Annotated in this window: 16 protein-coding genes; 3 read left to right on the top strand and 13 right to left on the bottom strand. The window is 28.5% G+C overall.

All coding sequences use genetic code 11. The features are described 5' to 3' along the window. The first annotated feature begins 148 nt into the window (after positions 1–148). Entirely contained in the window at positions 149–1,402 is a 1,254-nt protein-coding gene (locus Q3223_RS03785; RefSeq protein ID WP_074179614.1) for an MFS transporter, read from the top strand. A 127-nt stretch (positions 1,403–1,529) separates the two neighbouring features. On the opposite strand, the gene Q3223_RS03780 is transcribed toward Q3223_RS03785, so the two are convergent. From Q3223_RS03780 to Q3223_RS03740, 9 genes are all read right to left on the bottom strand, one after another. Next, a complete protein-coding gene (locus Q3223_RS03780) occupies positions 1,530–3,830 on the bottom strand; it encodes a glycoside hydrolase (protein WP_407811665.1) in 2,301 nt (766 codons plus the stop codon). 47 nt (positions 3,831–3,877) lie between these two features. Further along, complete coding sequence (locus Q3223_RS03775) at positions 3,878–4,771, bottom strand: glycoside hydrolase family 73 protein (protein WP_054270657.1); 894 nt, start codon at positions 4,769–4,771, stop codon at positions 3,878–3,880. Between the two features lie 217 nt (positions 4,772–4,988). Continuing rightward, positions 4,989–7,286, bottom strand: a complete 2,298-nt coding sequence (locus tag Q3223_RS03770) for a glycoside hydrolase family 65 protein (RefSeq protein WP_407811664.1) — start codon at positions 7,284–7,286, stop codon at positions 4,989–4,991. After that, positions 7,283–7,963: a beta-phosphoglucomutase gene (gene pgmB / locus Q3223_RS03765; RefSeq protein ID WP_054276956.1), complete on the bottom strand. Its 681-nt coding sequence runs from the start codon at positions 7,961–7,963 to the stop codon at positions 7,283–7,285. Before pgmB ends, Q3223_RS03770 begins: the two co-directional genes overlap by 4 nt. A gap of 94 nt (positions 7,964–8,057) precedes the next feature. Next, entirely contained in the window at positions 8,058–8,942 is an 885-nt protein-coding gene (locus Q3223_RS03760; RefSeq protein WP_054270660.1) for a hypothetical protein, read from the bottom strand. Positions 8,943–9,134: 192 nt separating this feature from the next. Beyond that, entirely contained in the window at positions 9,135–11,018 is a 1,884-nt protein-coding gene (locus Q3223_RS03755) for a glycoside hydrolase family 13 protein (RefSeq protein ID WP_074179609.1), read from the bottom strand. Positions 11,019–11,274: 256 nt separating this feature from the next. Then, positions 11,275–12,096 (bottom strand): histidinol-phosphatase HisJ family protein, encoded by an 822-nt coding sequence (locus tag Q3223_RS03750; RefSeq protein ID WP_219673342.1) that lies wholly within the window; start codon positions 12,094–12,096, stop codon positions 11,275–11,277. A gap of 175 nt (positions 12,097–12,271) precedes the next feature. Next, positions 12,272–12,634, bottom strand: coding sequence for a hypothetical protein (locus Q3223_RS03745; protein WP_222153423.1), 363 nt, complete (start codon positions 12,632–12,634; stop codon positions 12,272–12,274). A gap of 59 nt (positions 12,635–12,693) precedes the next feature. Next, positions 12,694–14,136, bottom strand: coding sequence for a cell wall-binding repeat-containing protein (locus Q3223_RS03740; RefSeq protein WP_054270663.1), 1,443 nt, complete (start codon positions 14,134–14,136; stop codon positions 12,694–12,696). Positions 14,137–14,741: 605 nt separating this feature from the next. Between Q3223_RS03740 and Q3223_RS03735 the strand changes: the two genes are divergently transcribed. Further along, the gene (locus Q3223_RS03735; protein ID WP_407811663.1) at positions 14,742–15,953 is read left to right on the top strand and encodes an ROK family protein; all 1,212 of its coding nucleotides are present in this window, start codon (positions 14,742–14,744) and stop codon (positions 15,951–15,953) included. A gap of 91 nt (positions 15,954–16,044) precedes the next feature. Further along, a complete protein-coding gene (locus Q3223_RS03730) occupies positions 16,045–16,560 on the top strand; it encodes a ferritin (RefSeq protein WP_021385062.1) in 516 nt (171 codons plus the stop codon). Between the two features lie 262 nt (positions 16,561–16,822). Here the strand turns inward: Q3223_RS03730 and Q3223_RS03725 are convergent, their stop codons facing one another. From Q3223_RS03725 to vorB, 4 genes are all read right to left on the bottom strand, one after another. Then, the gene (locus tag Q3223_RS03725; protein WP_227832138.1) at positions 16,823–18,922 is read right to left on the bottom strand and encodes an acetate--CoA ligase family protein; all 2,100 of its coding nucleotides are present in this window, start codon (positions 18,920–18,922) and stop codon (positions 16,823–16,825) included. A 122-nt stretch (positions 18,923–19,044) separates the two neighbouring features. Beyond that, positions 19,045–19,584: a 2-oxoacid:acceptor oxidoreductase family protein gene (locus Q3223_RS03720; RefSeq protein ID WP_054270666.1), complete on the bottom strand. Its 540-nt coding sequence runs from the start codon at positions 19,582–19,584 to the stop codon at positions 19,045–19,047. A 2-nt stretch (positions 19,585–19,586) separates the two neighbouring features. Then, a complete protein-coding gene (locus Q3223_RS03715) occupies positions 19,587–20,327 on the bottom strand; it encodes a thiamine pyrophosphate-dependent enzyme (protein ID WP_407811662.1) in 741 nt (246 codons plus the stop codon). A gap of 1 nt (position 20,328) precedes the next feature. Then, positions 20,329–21,378 (bottom strand): 3-methyl-2-oxobutanoate dehydrogenase subunit VorB, encoded by a 1,050-nt coding sequence (gene vorB, locus Q3223_RS03710; RefSeq protein WP_021385064.1) that lies wholly within the window; start codon positions 21,376–21,378, stop codon positions 20,329–20,331. Positions 21,379–21,389: the final 11 nt, after the last annotated feature.

Below are 21,389 nucleotides of genomic sequence, written 5' to 3'. Positions count from 1 at the left end.
ATCTTTCATACATATTGATTTCTATATTAACAGTAAAAACTTATCTTAAAATTTTTCATTGAATATATACTATTGACTTTTGGAATATAGTTTATTATAATTTTAATAGACCGACAGTCGGTCAAAAAAAAAGAGAGGTGTCCTATATATGCAAAATTTAGATAAAACAAATAATTCTTTTAACAAAAACTTTAACCTTGTAGTACTCGGTCAAATTATATCTATACTGGGTTCATCATTATTAAGATTTGGTCTTTCTACTTATATTTTAGATATAACAGGTCGTGCAGATATATTTGCAACTTTATATGCAATATCAAATATTCCACTTCTATTGTCCCCAATTGGTGGTGCAATAGCTGATAGATTCAATCGTAGAAATCTAATGGTTATATTTGATTTTATGAGTTCTATAATTATCCTCATTTTTATCTGTCTTTTTTCTACTCTAAATGATTCTATTGTATTAATTGGAATTATTATGATACTCCTATCTATTATTAGTTGTATGTATCAGCCTACTGTACAGGCAAGCATACCTTTAATAGTAAATGAAAAAGATTTAGAACAAGCAAATGGAATTGTAAATGGAATAGGTGCGCTTTCAAGTATGTTTGCTCCTGTACTTGGAGGTCTTTTATACGGTCTTATTGGACTTAAGATGCTTCTTATTATAAGTTGCGTTGCATTTTTTCTATCAGCAGTAATGGAGATGTTTATTTATATCCCTTTTAATAAAAGAGACTTTAATGGTGACATAGTAATGACTATAGTTAATGACATGAAAAAAGGATTTTCTTATGTTGTAAAACAGCCTTATATTAGTAAAGCTATGATTCTGGCAGCTTCTTTAAATTTATTTTTAACTCCATTTTTACTTGTCGGAATACAATATATTTTGCGTGTAACAATGCACAGTAGCAATAATATGTATGGCATAGGAATAGGGATTATAGAATTTAGTAGTGTTTTAGGTGCACTTTCAATAGGTTTATTTGCAAAAAAAATGAAGATGAATACATTATATCGCTGGTTAATGCTAATTAGTATTTTAATGATTCCAATGGCTATTTCAATTTCTCCTTCAATGCTCAGACTAGGATATTATCCATCTTTTATATTATTATTTATTTGCATTATACCTATTGCTATGTCTATGACAATTATCACTGTATTTGTCCTAACTATTGTTCAAAAACAAACACCTAATGAATTATTGGGAAAGGTAATGGCCACTATTACAGCTGTATCACAATGTGTTGCTCCAGTAGGTCAAATTATGCATGGTAAATTATTTGAAGTTTTTAGCCTTAAAGTTTATATACCTATAATATGTATGTTTATAATTATGCTATTAATTTCAGTTCTTGCTAAGTATCTATATAAGAATGAGATATCATAATAAAATCATATTACAGCTAAAAATATACATTTCATTTCCTCAAAGATACTTTTTAATGTCAAATGGCTAGACTGATTCTTATTTCAGAATGACCATTTGACATAATGTTTATTTGTTTTTATTAAATTTATTGTTCTGGTTTATATACAACTTTATCATCATCATATATTACCAAAGATTTTGCTTTTATAACTTCATCCTCATACTTAACATCCTTTTGAGAGAAATTAGCTACTACTTTTAAATCTTCTCCATACTCAGTCATTTGAACTAACCTATCCTCAGAAATAAATTTAAAATCTGTCATTTCTCTTTTTATAGCCTTTTTATTAAATTCTGACCATACTTTATTGTGTGAAACTATTTCATCTTTGTGTTTTTCCCATTCAGTTCTATCTATATAATACATAGGTGGCGTATTATACAATACTTCTCTCATCATTCTGCTTCCAACTTCATCTTTAATTTTGAAAGTTCCCCATAACCACTGATGAGAAGATACAACAGAATCATTATAAACTAATCTAAATAAAGGAAGAGAGTAAGTTGGGTCTATAAATATTTTTTTATATTTTTCTTTTACAGGTATCTGTTTTGAAAATACTTCTGGTACTCCTCCTGTTGGAGAATAGTATCTACCGACATAGTATTCACTATCTTTATTCTTGCTCATGTCTTTATCAACCCAAGCAAATGCTGGTGTCTCAAGACCATGTGCAAATGCTATGGTACTACTTGAAAAATCATTTCCACCTTCTGAACCTATAACCATATTTGCATTATCTCTTATATATGACATCCTTTCAAGTCTAGCCTTTAAATCTTGTGCTTGAGTTGTTATGTGACTTTGAGAATAATCATCATAGATTTCACCTGTAGCATCACAATCTATAAACCAAGAATTAAATTTATATCCTTCATCCAATATACTTTGTACTCTCTCTTTCACACTTGGTAAAGACAATGTAGGATTTAATTTTCTTCCTTCTCCTTGAAATCCAGTTTCTTTTTCACCTTTTTTGTTTTCTATAGTAGCATTTTCATATAGAGATTTATCCTTAAATGATGCTGTACTCCATTTTTCTTCTCCTGGCTTGTGTATAGAATGATATGAATCATATGGCCCTACTATATATCCTAAATCATTAGCTCTCTTAACCATCTCTGGAGATACATAACCTTCTTTCATATCATCAAAACCTATCCAGGCATTTTTAATACCAGATTTATTGATGTCATTAATCACATCAATTGTATTATATCTTGTCCATGTAGCAACATCATTCACACTATCTCCTAGTTTTGATTTTAATAATCTCTTGTTAAATTCTATAAGTTCTACTCTATTTAATTTAGATATACCTTTGTCTAATACTCTTTTTATATCTCTATCCTTACTATTAAAAACTTTGTCATTATAAAAAGTATTCATTTGCATAACCTCATTAAATGCTTGAACTATTTGATTTTTTTGATATTTATCTATATAATTTTGAGTTTTTATTTGATTAGTCACTTCTATAAATTCACTATCATAAGACTTCATACTTAAAAGTTCTTTCATCCAATTAATCAAATCATCTGATAAGTTTCCTTTTAATTTATTCCATTTAATATCATTTATTGTGATTATAGATTTATCTCCAAAATAAATTTGTGGTGCTCCATAGAGTTTTTCAATATTTTTATTTTCCTTAGATTTTTCTTCTAATGTTTTAAATTCGTCTTTATCAACTATATAATTTTTATAAGTTTTTGCTACATCTGTAATATTCTTATTGGTCAAGTACACTTTAAACCCATACTCTTTATTTTTATTGATACTTGGATATTCATGTTTAAATGTAAAATTAATCTTATCTTTAGAACTAAATTCAATTTCATTGTTGAATTCATTTTCAATAATATATAACACAGAATATTTTGCTTTATTTACTGCAAAGAATTGCATTGAAAAAGATTCTATAACATTATAAGTAGACTCATTTAAATGTTCTTTCCAATACTTATCATTACTTGGTATAAACTTACCTTCATAAAGTGGTAGTACATAACTTTCACCTTCAACTTTAGGCCAATTAAAACTAGCTTCTTGTTCTGAATTAGATTTAATGTTTACATCTAAATAATTGTTCTCTTTTTTTATATTTATGTCTATGTTTTCATCAGGATATGTCCATGATGCTTCTGTTTTTGTCTTTTTGAAATTTGATACCTTCCTTTCTTTTAATGGCTCGGATATCTTTTCTCTTGAACCATTAGATTCAACTGATACCTCAAAGGTTTCAGGTTTCACTTCAAAACTAAAATCCAAATTTTTAACATTGTACATGGATGATTTGCTATTAGCCACCTCCCCACTACTGCAACCAGTAATAGTAGTTATAACAACCATGCAACTTATAAATATCGAGACTATTTTTTTCATAAAAGCCACCTCCTCGATAAATATATCATCCTTATGTTACATCAAAGTTACATGTTGCTTTGAATTTCACTATCTATTAATTGAAGATTGTATTGTTGAATTATTTCTATTAAACGGTCTGCATAGATGCTCTTTCCATTTTCATCTTTTGCTGTACTATAACCTGCTTTTTCCAATGCTTTAGCTTGATATATATACGTTTTTGCATCAAATACACCATTGGCTTTGTATCTTTTATTCGTAGCCAAAAACTTTGCATGGTCTTTTATAGATTCATTTTTATCATCATATATTCTAAATTTATCATCTATAATTGTATCTAAATGTTCTTTTGTCTCTAAAGTCACTGATTTACCTTTCCAAGAGGCATCTGCCTTTATGCCAAATAGATTATTGTGTTGTTTTGCTAAAGTTGATTTGCCCCAGCTAGATTCGATTATAGCTTGTGCAATAGTTATAGATGGAAGTATTTTATAATCTTCGTAATTTTGTATAGCTTCTTCTTTAATTTCGTTTATAAACTTCATATACTGTGTATCAGACTTCAATCTTTCTGGCTTTATGCCATAATCCTTAAGTTCGTCAATATAATTATCAACCAATCTTTTTTGTTTATTACTAAATTCTAATTCATCCAAGACATTACTTAATTTATTTATTTTATTATTTTCAGAAAAATTTTTAACAAATAAATCTGATACTTCTTTTATTTGTGAATCTTTAACTTCTTTTAAGTTGTTTTTATTCAATACAGCAACAATAGAAGCTACATACTTCCAGTTAACTTGTACATTATTTTTACTTGCTAAATCAGAATATTTTATATACTTACTAACCTCTATATCTTCCTTGTTTATATCTCTGGTGAAATACTCTTTTACTCCTACACCTATTAAAACTGATATTATCAGTATTATAACAATGAATTTTTTATTCTTCATAATTATTGTCCTCCCTTATATTATCTGCTGAATACAATATATCTTATTTTTGTTACATTTTCTTTACGAAATTTTGAAGATTTTATGAAGATTTATGAAATATATTTAACTAAAAGCGCAATTATTGTTATAATATATAGTTTTCTATTAAATAAAAATAGTTAAAATAAATTCATAATTAGATAAACTTATTTTAACTATTTACATAATAAAAATATTATTTAAATTTATTTCTATCAATTTTTATATATTTTTCTAATATATATTTTTTACCATATACAATAATTTTTATTGGCTTACCTTTTAAATTTTCTATTTTAATTAAATCACTACATACATCTACATTAATAATGTTATCTCTATAGCTTATGTTGAAAGAATAACCACTCCATTCTTTCGGTAACTTAGGGTCAAAAGATAATGTTTCATCCCATGTCCTCATACCTGCAAACCCATGCACAATAGAAAGCCATGAACCAGACATAGAAGTTATATGCAGTCCATCATTGGTATCATTATTATAATTGTCTAAATCAAGCCTAGCAGTTCTTGAGTATAATTCATAAGCTTTGTCCAAATCATCTATTTCAGAAGCAATAATGGAATAAATACTAGAAGATAAAGAAGATTCATGTACAGTATATTTTTCGTAGAAATCAAAGTTTCTCTTCTTTTCTTCTTTAGTAAATCTATTTCCAAAATAGTAAATTCCCTGTAATACATCTGCTTGTTTTATAAAACACGACCTAAGAATCCTATCCCAAGACCAATTTTGATTAAGAGGAAGATTTTCTTTTGGTAAATCCTTTACTTCTATAAATTCTTTATCTAAAAAATTATCATTTTGAACTATTATTTTTAACTCATCATCATATGGCAGATAGATTTTTTTTGATATCATTTGCCATAGCTCAACTTCTTCTTTAGCTACATTATTTCTATCAATACATTCACTATATTCTATATCTAATTTTAATACATTTTCTACAGCATATTCTAAGCACCATTTAGCTATATAATTAGTATACCAATTATTATTGACATTGTTCTCATATTCATTTGGTCCGGTTACACCATGTATCATATACAAATCTTTTTTTATAGATAAGTGAACTCTATTAGCCCAAAATCTAGCTATTTCTATTATTACATCGATTCCTTTTTCTTTTATGTATTCAAAGTCACCTGTATAATTTGCATAATTATATATTGCATATACTATACTTCCATTTCGGTGTATTTCTTCAAACGTTATCTCCCACTCATTATGGCATTCTACTCCATCAAATGTAACCATTGGATATAAAGCACCTTTAAGCCCTAGTTTTTTTGCATTATCTTTTGCCTGTTCCAATTGATTATATCTATATTCCAAAAGGTTTCTAGTTACCTTCTTATCTGCTACCCCTAGATATACTGGAACACAGAATGCTTCTGTATCCCAATAAGTAGCCCCTCCATACTTTTCTCCAGTAAAGCCCTTGGGACCTATATTCAATCTTGAATCTTCTCCATAATATGTTGAAAATAGTTGAAATAAATTGTATCGTATGCCTTGTTGACTACTTTTATCTCCATTTATTTTTACATCTGCACTTTTCCATCTTTTATTCCATAACTCTGTATGTTCATTTAATATATCATCATAATCTTTAGATATTTCTCTATTTAAAATATCTTCACATTTTCCTAATAGCTCACTTTCCTTATAGTCTCTAGTTGAAGTTATAGATACATATTTTTCTATACTAGCAACCTCATCTTTTAGAATATCCATTGTTATTGAATTCTCACAGTAGTTATATTCATTTGTATGAGATAGGTCTTTTATCTTACCTCTTGCCTTAATATACATCATTGCACCCACAGTAAATACTGGTGTATTAAATGCATTTTCCTTTGTTCTAGAAAGTATGCTTCCTCGATATTCTGAAGAACTTGAAGAAACTCCATTCCAGAACTCTTCCTCATAATTTGAATCCTCATTTTTTATGTTTGAATCTAAATATGGTATGAATTTTATTTTAGCATCAGAATTTAATGCTTTTATACTGTATTTAATTACTGCTAACTCCTTAACTGATATGCTTAAAAATCTAATAATGTTAACTTCAAATTTTTTATCACTTATGTGTACAATAAACCTACGATTTAAAATACCATTTTTCATATCTAATTCTCTATAAAAATTTTCAATCTTACATTTTGCTAAGTCTAATTCTATGTCATCTATAAAAATTCTTATTCCTATATAGTTAATTGAATTAGGGATTTTACCAAAGTATTCTGGATATCCATTTTTCCACCATCCTACACGAGTTTTATCTGGAAACCATACTCCAGCTATATAAGACCCCTTATGAGTATCTCCACTATAATTTTCCTCATAGTTTCCTCTCATACCCATATAACCATTACCTATACTCATTATAGATTCCGCTAATCTATTTTCTTTGATTTCAATCTTATCTTGTATAATCTTCCATTCATCTATATTATTAAATAAACATTTCATATAATTCTCCTAACCATATACTCATTATACTTTTCTTGTATATATTCGAAATTTAATTGACTTGTTGAATCTACAACTAAATTTGCTTTTTTTAAATTCTCATAGTTTCCAACACCAACAGAAAACATATTAGAAGAATTTATAGCATCTATCCCTGCACTTGCATCTTCTATTCCTATACAGTTTTGAGGATTTACATTAAGCCCTTCTGCTGACATAAGAAATATATCTGGATGAGGTTTGCTATTTTTACATTTTCCTGCATCAGCTATAAAATCAAATTTATCACTCATACCCAAATGATTTAGCACATTTGTTGCATTCTTACTTGCAGATGATAAACCTATTTTTATGTTATTAGATTTTATATCACCTAATAAATTTTCTATTCCAGGCAAAATATCATTTGAAGTTATCTCATCTATCAATGATACATAATAATTGTTTTTTTCTTCGGCCATTCTCACTTTTTCTTCTTCTGAAAATAAATATTTCTTATTTCCAAATTCTAATATTCTGTCCAATGACTCCATTCTACTTATGCCTTTTAAAGATTCATTAAATTTTGTATCTATATCTATCCCAACCTTATGAGCTAGTTTTCTCCAAGCCATATAATGATAATATGCAGTATCTGTAATTACACCATCCAAATCAAATATAAATGCTTCAATCATTCTTATTTCCTCTTTCTACAAGAAATTTTTAGACTAATAATCAATTTATTTTATACCTTCTCTCTTACATTTAAGGTATTATTTATAGAATTTTCTATTCTAATTCAGTCTTTAACTCAAAATCTATTTCCATTTCACTTTCTTTTACACCTTGTTTTTTTATTGCTCTACAAAAATTTGACCACATTCTTCCAGAAAAGGCATTTAAATAGTTTATATTGCAAATAAACTTTCCTTTTTCAATTTCTTTATTATATAATTGTGGTCCAACTATATATACTGGAAATATAGCCCATGCTTCTTTTCCCCTGTATTTTTTTACAAATTTTGTATAGTTTTCATTCTTCATAATACACACTAAAAATACACATACAAATGGATTTTCTTCAACATCCATACCAAAAGAAAAAGATATATCTGTTCCCAACTCTTTTTCTATTTTATGCAGATTTTCCCGAATCTGATTTTCAAGTTTTAGTGATGCTTCATTACAGAATTCTTTAATTTCATTATCTCGAATTGGAACCCATAATGAAGTATCTGATATATAGTCTATGGCTTTATTATCAAAAGGTAACTCTCTTCGCTTCATCTCAGCTATAGCAGACATGTAATTTTTATCAGATATAAAAAAAGTTACAATTTTACTTTTATCTACATATATTTTAACTGGACACCCTTGTTTTTTATTATTTATTGAAATCCTAGTGATATCATGATATGAATACTCTTTTTCACTTCCTATACATTTACGAACTTTAATATTATGTAAATCAAAAATAATATATTTTCTTGTATAATCAAAAATTGAAAATAATCCATACATTGTAAATATAAAAGTGATTACTGCTATATAATACTGTTTAACATATAGAAGTAATACATTTATAACGATTCCAATTAATAAAAATATAACACCTAAAATTAAATTTACAGTTCCTGATTTTACTATAACTATATGTTCTTTATAGTCATTCATATCGCTCCTTCCCCCTACCTATTCAGTAATTACTTTTCTTATTGAATTACAGAATGATTAGAAGTGTTAATATTTGTTTTTATTCAAATAAAAAGCATACTGAATCTATTTTACTGAAAATAGTTTCTATTTGAACTAGCACTTACGTCTATGATAGCGTATTTCATCTATCTTCTATAAATACATTTTATATTATTTTAAAATGATGAACTTGTATTTTTCTACTCTTATTTCTTCTTTTAAGTCTACTATTTTTTCTTCATACAAATCTTTTACTTTTCTATTAGACAAATAATCTGGTAATTTTAAAGTTATATCTTTAGATGAATTATTTATTATTATGGAAATGGATTCTTTTTTTAGTAGAATAGTTCCATTTTCCTTATCTGCTAATATCCATTCATTTGACATAGACCTAAGTTCTTTATTTTCTTTACGAAGCCTAATAATCTTCTTCATAAAATCAAATATATCCTTATTCCATTTTTCTTCATTCCATTCCATACATTTTCTTTGTCCTTCAGATATTGAACTCAGTTCTCCATCCATTCCAATTTCGTCACCATAGTATATACAAGGACTGCCTGATTGTATAAACATAAACAAATATGCAAGTTTAACTCTATCAACATTTCCTCTAGCATAATTCAGTATCCTTGTAGTATCATGACTTCCAAGTAAATTAAAAATAACTTCACTAACTTGCATTGGATAACTTACCATTATATCATTTATCATGTATTTAAACTCTTCAGCATTTATCTCATCTGTACAAAAGAATTTTTTCATAGCTTCTGACATCAAATAGTTCATAACTGAATCAAATTGGTCCCCCATCAACCATGGTAAACTACCATGCCAAATTTCGCCCAGTATATATATATCTGGTTTTATTTTTTTAAGTTCTTCTCTAAACTTTCTCCAAAAAACGTGGTCTACTTCATTTGAGACATCCAATCTCCATGCATCTATATCAAACTCCTGTATCCAGTACTTTCCTACACCTAATAAATATTCTATTACTTCTAAATTTTCTGTGTTAAGTTTAGGCATATACTTTTCACAGCCAAAAGTTTCATAAGGTATATTTTTTTCATCTATTTGTTCTATTGGAGTATCAACTTTGCTCATGTCTTTTATATAGAACCACTCTTTATACCTAGAATTTTCCTTATTTTTAATTACATCTTGCCACTGTTTAGAATAGTATCCTATATGATTAAAAACAGCATCCAGCATTATTTTTATATTTCTCTTATGAGCTTCTTTTATTAGCCTTTTTAAAGTCTCTTTATCTCCTAATGAAGGGTCTATCTTCATATAATCAATTGTATCGTATCTATGATTTGTATTTCCAACTGTAATAGGGCAAAAATAAATTCCATTTATCCCTAAATCACTCAAATAATCTAAGTGTTCTATCACACCTTGCAAATCTCCACCTGTAAAATTATCTCTTGTTGGAATAGCTCCCCATTCCTCCACTCCTACTGGATTTATAGATGGGTCACCATTTGCAAATCTATCTGGAAATATCTGGTACCAAATAGTCTCTTTAACCCAATCTGGTACTTTAGGTACATCTATATAATTTAAATATGGGTATCCAAAAAAATTACTTATCTCACACAATTCTTTTTTGTCATTTTCATTGCCCAACTCTATTATCCTTTTTTCTGTAAATAGAATCTTTTCCTCTTGGCCTTCTATTATAAACCCATATCTTGAACGTTTGTTTAATGGTTTGCACTTAGCTATCCAATAATCAAATAATTCAGTTTCTACTTCTTTATCCATTATTATATTTGAACCACCAGACCAACCAATCCCAGATGCATTTAAATTTCCTCCTCCTGCACCACCTTTGTCCCATACATATTGGTCTCCTATTCTCAAAATCACTTTTTTTGCTTCATTTTTTTTAGTTCTAAGTCTTATATGTAATGTTTCTCTATCATAACCATAGGCATAGTTACTCATTGGTATATGTAATATGGCTTCTTTTGTTAAATTTTTTTTAGTAGTTTCTTTGATTTTATTGCTTAAATTTATATTCTTTTTATTTTTATTAGACAATTTAAATTTCTCCCTCCTTTATAATAATTTACATAATTTAAAGATAGGTTAATATATTTTATTATTATATCACAATAAAAATATATAATAGTAAAATATATTAACAATATGCTATCCAAGTTAAAATAAATTATATTATTAAATTTAATTTTATCCAGTTATTTTTGCAAAATAAAAACCTCTAGTATTTTTCTAGAGGATACAATATTATACTATTAACTTTTTTACTATCTGTTAATTCATTTCAAAACATACTCTAAGCTATATTGTTAGATTTAACTTTTTCTATATTTATAAAATAAGTTTCTCTTTCTTTAAATAAAGATACATATTTAAAATCAAGATACTTAAGCATATCATAAGCCACATCAAAATCTCTACATATATCTTCTACTCTGTGAGAATCAGAACCTACAGTAACTATAAATCCGCCAAGCTCTTTATATCTTTTTAATATATCTTCATTTGGATGTATAGCATTTAATCCATATCTATAACCAGAAGTATTTAACTCTATACCACTTCCATTATCGATTATTGATTTTAAAACTTCATCAATAACATCTTTAAAATCATTGTATATAACTCTATTATCTGAATAGATTCCATATCTAGATATATAATCTAAATGACCATATATGTTATAGTCTCTAAATTCACGATTAGTTTCAAGTATACTATTAAAATATTTATAATATGCATCTTCTTTGCTAAGCCCTTTAAAATACTCCTTTGATGGAACAGGTATATTATCAATTGTATGAGTTGAACACAATATGAAATCAAAAGGATTAGAGTTTATTATTTCATCTATTTCATTTTTTAGATGTTTTCTATAACCAACTTCAACTCCTAATAATAACTCTATGTCCTTTTTATATTTTTCTTTGAACTTATTAAACACTGGAACATAGTCATTATAATTAATGCAAAAACCTCTACCTTCATCATGCTCTAAATGGTCTGTAAAAGTTAAATATCTAACACCAATACTTATAGCCTTTTTTATTGTATCTTCCATCGAATCCTTTCCATCACTTGAAAAATTAGTATGAATATGATTATCTATTAAATTCATATTATCCCTCCCTTTATTTTATCTATCTCAATTATACTACGAGTTCATTGTATACAAGTGTTAAAAGAATATTATAAGAGTTAAATTTTATTTACATAATCTTTCATAAAAAAGAAGCATCTATTTTGATTTTAGAAAATCATTAAAGATGCTTCTCTTTCATACACTTTTTTATTTAACTTTTAAAAGTCTTAATTTTGTAATAGAGTTTAGCAGTTATATGCCCAATCATATAGAAAGCTGCATAAAGTAAAACATATACATATGCTGAATCATTTAAAAATATATACATTAATATTATATAAGTTACTAAAGACACTACAAGTGATAAAATCCAATTAGTTTTATTTAATACACAAACTATCCCCTGCATTAAAAAGGCAACTGGAAAAATCAATACCATTCCTATTACAAAAATCCCTTTAGCTTGAACATTTGGTATATTAAATATATCTGTAGCAAAGGTTAAAAACATTAATATCATTATAATTGTGGGAAATATGATACTAAAAATATTACTCTTTTTCACAATAATCATTCCTTATTTGTCAGCTATTTGATAATCTTTAATAAGCATATCTTAAATTAATGCTTTAATTACTTTGTAGCCTCAATTTCCCCCATCATTCTAACTAAATCTTGTCCATATTGACCTCCAGCCCAATTATTAGAAAGACCTTCAACTGTTTTAGCTTTCCCAAATAAAGATTTTTCATGTCTAGGGTCTACTGGATTTGAAAGTGGATAACCATCTTGTCCTGCATATAGGCATAAATGTTGAATCTGAGCTAAGATTCCTTCTTCCCACGTACCAAATCTTGAGTGGGCATTCTTATCAGTATCAGAACCTCCTGAAGAAGTCTTAAGTCCACAAGGATTCTTGAATGATGCATCTAATACCCCACCAAAATTACAGAAACCAGTTTCTTTTGCAGATTGAGCTACTGCTAATACAGGATTTACACCTTCTTGAACAGCAGTATCATACAATATTGGTATTAATTCTATAAATAAATCATTAGCTCTTTTAGATTTAGCCCATTTTAAACAAGCTTCTAAACTAGCTGTTGGTTCACCTAATATGCTTGTCTCATTTTTCATAGGAGAATCACCTTTTGTAGATGAGTCACCATTATTCTGTGCAGCAGAAACACATTTATTATATATGCTATCACTTATTGTACCTAATCTAGTAATTTTGTCTGCTCCTGCTAATATAGATTTATCACTACTTTCTGACACCAACACAATTGGATTTTCTTTAGCAATTGTAGAACCTGTAAGTGCATTTACTAAATCATATCCATCACTTAAATAAAATTCTGACGCATCTGGATAAAATTCTTTTATAACTTTCTTATTTGTATCATATCTATCTGAGCCACCAAGTCTTTTAGAGTTAGTCTTATTAACTAAGCTAGTACTCATAGATATACTTCCACCTACTGCATATGATTTTACATCACTTGTTGAAAAAGGAACACTCTTTCCATCTGTAAGTACTATAGGAGCTACATCTCTTACTGACACAGGTGCTGCACTTATAGTATCAGCTTCTCCTTTATATGCATTAGTTAATATCACTTCATCAACTTTTTTAATACTACTTACCTCTTTAGCAACACTATAACTAGTCTTTATTCTGTCATCTCCACCTAATCTAGTTACTTGTGCTCCTGTGTTTTTAAGTTCAGTTTCTACTGATTTGCTTATTGATAATTCTTTACCTATTATGTATATTTTTTTGACATTTTTTAATCTTTGTTTCGTTTCATTTGGTATGTTATTTTTTTGTGCAAGTAAAATTGGAGCATCAACAGCACCAGCAAGACCACTTGCTGAAAGACCATCTGCTATCGAACTATCCATATTTACCATAATCGCTGTATCATAACTCTTTTTGTCTGCTATTAATCCAGCCGTCTCATATATATTGTTACCTTTAATAGTATCTGATGTTAATGCATTTACATTAGGCACATTTATTAGAAATATAGCTAATGTTAAACCTAATGCTAAAACTCTCTTAATTGTTCTCATATTCTTCCCCCTTGATATATCAAGTTTAATTCAAAAATGACTATAGCATAGTACTACATCTATGCTATAGTCATTTATTATAATTTAATAATTATATATTTGTTATTATATCATAAATTACAAAAAGTTTCCATAATATTAGATAGATTAGAGGAAAAATTTACATTTTAGTTACAATTTCTAAGGTTTCAGTTCATATGTACATATATTTAGTAACAATTTGTAATAAAAATCGACATTTATATCTCATATTTATTATATTTTTTTACAAAATGAAAATTTATTGTATACAACAAACAGATTGTATTTTTACAGAATCTATTCATTATTAAGTAAATTCTTTATCAATATTATTAAAAATACACCTTCTAACAAATTTATTATGTGTCAATTTTTTTATTAAGTACATACTGTTTTTACTATATAATATGTAAACATATTTTCAATTTTAATTTAATTCTAACATATTTTTATGTGTCTTATGATATATAATGTGATATATTCTAATTAATGGTATTTTCAAATTAAAAAATGTTACTGTTTTATAAAGTGACATTGTGCTTGAAAATAAATAAAACACTTAACTTTATTTAAGGAGATTTACGATGAGCAACAAACAAGGTTCTAACATAAAAGATGTAAAAATTAAAAATAAGTTAATAATATTGAAATTACTTTCTACAAATACACCTATGTCTAGGGTTGATTTAGCAAAATCTACAGGACTTACCAAAATGACTTTATCAAATCTAGTTACAGAACTTATTAATGAAAATATGATTAGAGAAATAGAGTCATCAACTTTAAATGCACATTCATCAGGTCGTAAACCTATTTTATTAGATATTTCTAATATATCACCTTGTATCTGTGGAATTCTAATAAGAAGAAATATATGTAAGGTAATTATTTCAGACTTGAAAGGTACTATTGTAAAACAACTTTCTGAAACTTACCCTAAGTATCTATCAAATGAGGTCTTAAAAGATATAATAAAAAGAATGTTTACTAAGATAATGAAGAATAATAAAAGAGATATAATTGGAATTGGTATTTCTTCAATAGGTCCAGTAGATAATATAAATGGTATTATATTGAATCCTCCAGACTTTGGAAATGTATCAAATCTAAATATAGTTAATTTTATAGAAGAAATGTCTGATTTGCCAATATTTTTGATAAATGATGCTAATTCAGGTGCTTTAGCTGAAAAAATGTATGGTTTAGGTAAAGATATATCAAATTATATATACTTGCACATAATGAATGGTATTGGAGCTGGTCTAGTACTGGAAAATAGGCTTCATACTGGTAATCTGGGTCAGAGTGGAGAAATAGGACATACATCTATTAATTTTAGTGGACCATTATGTAGTTGTGGTAATAATGGATGCTTGGATTATTACACAAGTGTTAGTAATTTAATTAAAAGAATTGAATCATTGAGCCATATTTATCCTGACTCTCCATTAATTAACTGTAAAGACTTTTCTCTAGTTAAGTTAATAGATGAGGCAAATAATAAGGATACTCTTGCTATGTTTTTACTTGATGAATTTTGTACATATATATCATACGCATTAGTAAATACACTTACATTGATTGACTGTAGTTCTATAATAATAGGCTATGATTTTAATATACCAGGCACATTCATAGAAAATACATTATTAAAAAAACTAACTGCTTCGGCAAGTTTTTCTAAATATAAAAAAATAAGTGTAAAACATTCAAATTTTGGAGCAAATGCACCATTAATCGGCTCTATAGCTATTGTCAGCTACAAATTTTTTAATGGAAGTATAAATTTTTATTAAATATGTAAAATATTTAAACACTTTTATTGAATATTTTTCCATTTAATATTATTATATTTTATAAGAGCGTTTAAAATTTGGAGGTATGAAAATGATTTCAGCTAAAATGGAAAAATTACTTAATGAGCAGATTAACCATGAATTATATTCTGCATATCTTTATCTTTCTATGTCTTCTTACCTTGAAGCAGAAGGACTTAAAGGATTTTCTAATTGGTTTTATGTTCAATATAAAGAAGAGACAGACCATGCTATGTTTTTCTACAAATATTTACATAATGTAGGAGGAAAAGTTCAACTTGATGCTATCCCAATGCCAGATTCAGACTTTACTTCTGCAATGGATATTCTTGAGCGTACATTAGCTCATGAAAAAAAGGTTACATCTTTAATAAACAATTTAGCAGCTGTAGCAAACTCTGAGGCAGACTTTAGAACTTCTCAGTTCTTACTTTGGTTTATATCTGAACAAGCAGAGGAAGAAACAAATTGTGAAGACAATATAAAGCGTGTTAAACTTGCTGGAGAAGGTGGTCTATTCTTTGTTGACCAGGAATTTGCTAATCGTACATATGCAGCCCCAACAAATCCACCTGTAACAATATAGTATTTAAAACCTTTTAATATAATAAAGTAGGTGTCTTAATGAAAATCAACATTGATTATTTACATTAAGACACCTTTTATTATTCGTTTTATATGTAGTATTTTATTGTTTATACAGTTCTATTTTATAATTTTTAAAAATCTATTTTCACTTTAAGATACTTAAATTTAAAATTTGGGGTGACTGAAAATCACACTACTCAATTTATAAATGTGATTTTCAGCCAGTACTTTGATTATGGTTGAATACCAAAACTTATGAGCTATTTATATTTAACTATTAAAGCATCTACTGCACATACACCTTTTCCTTTAGGGTATACAAACACTGGATTTAAATCTATTTCCTTAACTTCATCTTTATTTTCATAGGCATATTTTCCTAACTTAACCATCATATCTGCAAGGGCTTCAACATCACAAGGTTCGCTTCCTCTATATCCATCTAAAAGCTTAAATGACTTCAATTTTCTAAGCATCATCATAGCTTCATCATGATTTATAGGTAATGGATATAAAGTAGTATCCTTAAATACTTCTACAAATACTCCTCCTAGACCAACTAGTAACATTGGACCAAATTGGTCATCATTAGTAATACCAATAATAATTTCTATACCACTTTCCACCATTTCTTGAACTAATATACCATCAATTTTAGCATTTGGTTTTTCTTTTTTTACATTGGCTAAAATCTCATTATATGCATTTATTGCCTCATCTCTATTTTTAATTCCTACTTTAACTCCTCCAACATCAGATTTATGCAATATTTCGGAAGAATTTATTTTTAAAACAACAGGATAGTTAATATATTTCAAAATTTCATCTAATTCATCAATACTTTTTGCATTACCTTGCCCTGGCACTGGTACTCCATATTTCTTCATCTCAATCTTACTATCTAACTCTGATAGAGCTACTACATTATTTGATTCTCTTTTCTTAATAGCCTCAAACTCTAAAGTTCTCTTTGAATAATCATAATCTACAAATTTAGCCATTTTATTAAAACAAGTAAACGTAGTTCCAACTGATGACATTATAGGTACTTGATTATCTTCTAATCTAGTTCTATAATTTAGATATCTATTTCCTTCAAGTGTTGGAACTGCAAACACAGGCTTCCTTAACCCTTGTTCTCTTGCTTCACTTACAGCTTGACAAAGTGTCTCATGCATTTCATTTTCTTCATCTCTTATATTTGCACCTACCATAGTAAATCCAACACTATCATCTTTTTCAAATGTATGTAATAGACCTACTATCATATCCTTTTCATGGAATAACGCAGTTGTAGCATCTAATGGATTTTTAGGTGTCGCAAATCCTGGAAGATAATTTTTCATTTCTTCTTTCGTTTCAGAAGATATTTCTGCAAGGTCTACACCATTTTCTTCTGCTAAATCTGCACAAATAGTATTTTCTCCTCCTGAGAAGTTTATTGCTGCGAAATTAGAATTTGTAGGCAAGTTACCATCTAGAACACTAAAAGCCTGTGCTAAACACATAAATTGTTCCAAGTTCTCTACCGAAATCACTCCATATTTTTCAAAAATACTTTCAAAAGCCTTACTCGAGCCAGCTAAGTTTCCTGTATGAGAAGCAGCAGAAATAGCTCCTTTTTCTGACCTTCCTGATTTTAATATTATTACTGGTTTTCTCTTTTGTGCAGCTCTTTTTAGAGAGTCTATAAATTTTTGAGGATTTTTTAAGCCTTCAAGATAGATGGCTATTACTGATGCGTAATTATCATCTACAAGGAAGTCAACAGCATCTTCTAATGTAACTATATTTCCATTTCCCGTTGAGAAACCATAAGATATATTAAAATAATCACTTGAAACAATCTCTGCAGTTATAAATCCACTTTGACCTACAATTCCTATCCCAGGTTTTTTAGTATCTAAATCCCATTTAGAACCACCTGCCCATAGATTAACTTTATCTATACAATTTAATAATCCCATACAATTTGGACCTAATATTTTCATATCATATGTATTTGATATTTCTATAAGTTGATTTTCTAAATCTATTCCTTCTTCTGTTCCTTCTTCTGCAAATCCACTAGCATATACTACAGCTGCTTTTGTTCCCAATTCTCCAGAATCTTTTAATACAGATGGAACTATATTTCTAGGTGTACATACTACTACACAATCTACCACTTCTGGTACTTCTTGTATCGTTTTATAGCACTTTCTTCCAAACAATTCATCTCTTTTAGGATTTACATAATATACTCTATCTGTATCTTTACTTTTTACTATACTAAGTGCTGCACTTCTACCAAAACCAAGCTTATCAGTAACTCCTACTATAGCAATGCTCTTTGGTCTAATAAGTTTTTCCAAGCTCATAAATTCACTCTCCTATATTTTATAGTTGTGATTTTAAATGAATTTTATCTCAAGATGAAACTTATCTTGGCACTAAAGATTATTAAATCTTGAGATAAATCATTTAAGATAAGGGTAATTTATTAAATGGCGTTATTATAGCCTTCCATGAATGCTGCTTTATTTTGAATATTGAATTTACCTTTTCCTTTCTCTTCAAAGAAATCACACATAGTTTTTAAAGCTAATTCTTTTTCAAGTAATCCAGTTTTAGCAATTAATGCTCCAAGTACTACTATATTTGCTGCCTTGGGATTGTTTACTTTTTGAGCTAATTCTTGACAATTTATTTTAACTACATTTATATCTTCTCTTAATGCTATATTATCATCTATTACAGATGTATTAATAACTACTGTTCCACCTTCCTTGACTAAGTTTATATAATCTAAAGATGGCTTATTCATTGCTACTAAAACATCTATTTCTTCCATATCAGGTCCACCTATACTCTCATCAGAAAACTTTACTACACTATATGCTTTTCCACCTCTCATAGTTGGACCATATGCAGGCATCCAAGTTACCTGTTTTCCTAATTCAAGTGCTGACTCAGCTACAATTAGACCAAGAGTTAAAACTCCTTGACCACCAAACCCTGCAAATACTAACTCTTTTTCCATAACTATTCACCATCCCTTTGCTTAAATTCGCCAAGAGTGTAATATGGCACTATTTCTTCTTCCATCCACTTGATAGATTTCTCTAATGATACACCCCAGTTAGTTGGACAAGGTGCTAATATTTCAACTAATGAATACCCCTCTCCATTCAATTGAGCTTCTACTGCATTTTTTATATATTTTTTTAGATTAATTATTTCCTTTGGACTATGAACTGAACCTCTTGCTACATATGCTACATCAAAGAAGTCTGCCATCATTTCAGGAACTTTTAATGGACTACCAGTAGTGTTTATATCTCTTCCATTTACACTTGTTGTTGTAACTTGACCTGGCATAGTAGTCCATGACATTTGCCCACCAGTCATCGCAAAGTTATTGTTATTTATTACAAATACAGTAACATTATGATTTCTATATGCGGTATTTAAAGTTTCAGAAAGACCTATAACATAAGCATCTCCATCACCTTGATAAGTCATTACTAATGTTTCTGGAAGTGCTACTTTAATTCCTATAGCTGTTGATGAAGCTCTACCATGTGCAGTTTGCATCTTATCTCCATTCCAGCTAAAATTCATATTACAAACACAACCAACTCCTAAAGTTAATACATGATTTTTTTCATATCCATGTTCTTCTATTACTTCTGCTATTATACGGTTTACTATTCCATGACCACAACCTGGGCAAAATTTGTTTGGTATTGAAACAACGCTAGGTGTTAATTTTTCTGTAGCCATATTAGAACACCTCCTTGATTTCGCCAGATTTTATTTTGCTATAAGTGTCCATTACTTGCAGTGTTTTTGGTATATGATTTCCACTGAATAGTCCATAAACAGGTACATTTTCTTTACATACTTTTTTTGATGCTAAAGCAACATCTTCTACTAACTGACCTGTATCTGTTGACTCTACTGATATAAATCCTTTTACATTCTTATTTACCTTTTCAAATGCCTTATATGGGAAAGGCCACACTGTTATTGGTCTTATTATTCCAACTTTTTCACCTTGTTCTCTAAGTCTTCTAACAGCATTCATAGTTGTTCTTGATGGTATACCGAACGCTACAAACACATATTCCGCATCTTCGACTTGATAATCTTCCCATTGCTGTTCATTTTCAGTTATTCTCATACGTTTTTCCATACAAAAAGCTGGTTTTTGGTTATCTGCAACTTTTGCATGGTCTCTATTACTTCCATCATAAGTCCAACCTAAATCTTCTTCTCTCTTCTTGAACTCTGGAAATTCTACTGGTTCCATCATTTGACCTAAAGCTGCTTCTGTCAAAATTTCAACAGGTACTCTATATTTCTCTGCTACATCAAACGAATTGTACATTAAATCCACAGTTTCTTGGATACTGTTTGGTGCATAAACAATTAAATGGTAATCTCCATTTCCTCCCCCTCTAGTATCTCTTAAGTAGTCTGTCTGTGCTGAATCCAGTGAACCAAGTCCAGGTCCCCATCTTTGTACATTTACGATTACACAAGGATAGTGATTTGCACATAAATATGAAATTCCTTCTTGTTTTAGAGATATTCCTGGTCCTGAGGAACTTGTCATAGACCTCATTCCACTTGCATATGCTCCATATACCATATATATAGCAGCCATTTCATTTTCAGATTGTATAAAAGTTCTTCCAAGTTCAGACATTCTATGTGATAAAAATTCCATTACCTCTGTTTGTGGTGTAATTGGATATCCTGCATAAAACTCACAACCACCTCTTAGAGCTGCTTCTGCAATGGCGTGGTTCCCCTTCCACATCTTCTTCATATTATTCCAAC

This window comes from Clostridioides sp. GD02367 (genome assembly GCF_045900275.1).
Classification (GTDB): domain Bacteria; phylum Bacillota; class Clostridia; order Peptostreptococcales; family Peptostreptococcaceae; genus Clostridioides; species Clostridioides difficile_A.
Note: the sequence above shows the minus strand (reverse complement) of the source record. Positions and strands in the feature narration are given on the sequence as shown.

Bases quoted from the DNA above. Each gene is read 5' to 3' on its own strand.
- Q3223_RS03785 (WP_074179614.1), top strand. From the start codon at position 149: ATGCAAAATTTAGATAAAACAAATAATTCTTTTAACAAAAACTTTAAC.
- Q3223_RS03780 (WP_407811665.1), bottom strand. From the start codon at position 3,830: ATGAAAAAAATAGTCTCGATATTTATAAGTTGCATGGTTGTTATAACT.
- Q3223_RS03775 (WP_054270657.1), bottom strand. From the start codon at position 4,771: ATGAAGAATAAAAAATTCATTGTTATAATACTGATAATATCAGTTTTA.
- Q3223_RS03770 (WP_407811664.1), bottom strand. From the start codon at position 7,286: ATGAAATGTTTATTTAATAATATAGATGAATGGAAGATTATACAAGAT.
- pgmB (WP_054276956.1), bottom strand. From the start codon at position 7,963: ATGATTGAAGCATTTATATTTGATTTGGATGGTGTAATTACAGATACT.
- Q3223_RS03760 (WP_054270660.1), bottom strand. From the start codon at position 8,942: ATGAATGACTATAAAGAACATATAGTTATAGTAAAATCAGGAACTGTA.
- Q3223_RS03750 (WP_219673342.1), bottom strand. From the start codon at position 12,096: ATGAATTTAATAGATAATCATATTCATACTAATTTTTCAAGTGATGGA.
- Q3223_RS03745 (WP_222153423.1), bottom strand. From the start codon at position 12,634: ATGATTATTGTGAAAAAGAGTAATATTTTTAGTATCATATTTCCCACA.
- Q3223_RS03740 (WP_054270663.1), bottom strand. From the start codon at position 14,136: ATGAGAACAATTAAGAGAGTTTTAGCATTAGGTTTAACATTAGCTATA.
- Q3223_RS03735 (WP_407811663.1), top strand. From the start codon at position 14,742: ATGAGCAACAAACAAGGTTCTAACATAAAAGATGTAAAAATTAAAAAT.
- Q3223_RS03730 (WP_021385062.1), top strand. From the start codon at position 16,045: ATGATTTCAGCTAAAATGGAAAAATTACTTAATGAGCAGATTAACCAT.
- Q3223_RS03725 (WP_227832138.1), bottom strand. From the start codon at position 18,922: ATGAGCTTGGAAAAACTTATTAGACCAAAGAGCATTGCTATAGTAGGA.
- Q3223_RS03720 (WP_054270666.1), bottom strand. From the start codon at position 19,584: ATGGAAAAAGAGTTAGTATTTGCAGGGTTTGGTGGTCAAGGAGTTTTA.
- Q3223_RS03715 (WP_407811662.1), bottom strand. From the start codon at position 20,327: ATGGCTACAGAAAAATTAACACCTAGCGTTGTTTCAATACCAAACAAA.
- vorB (WP_021385064.1), bottom strand. From the start codon at position 21,378: ATGAAGAAGATGTGGAAGGGGAACCACGCCATTGCAGAAGCAGCTCTA.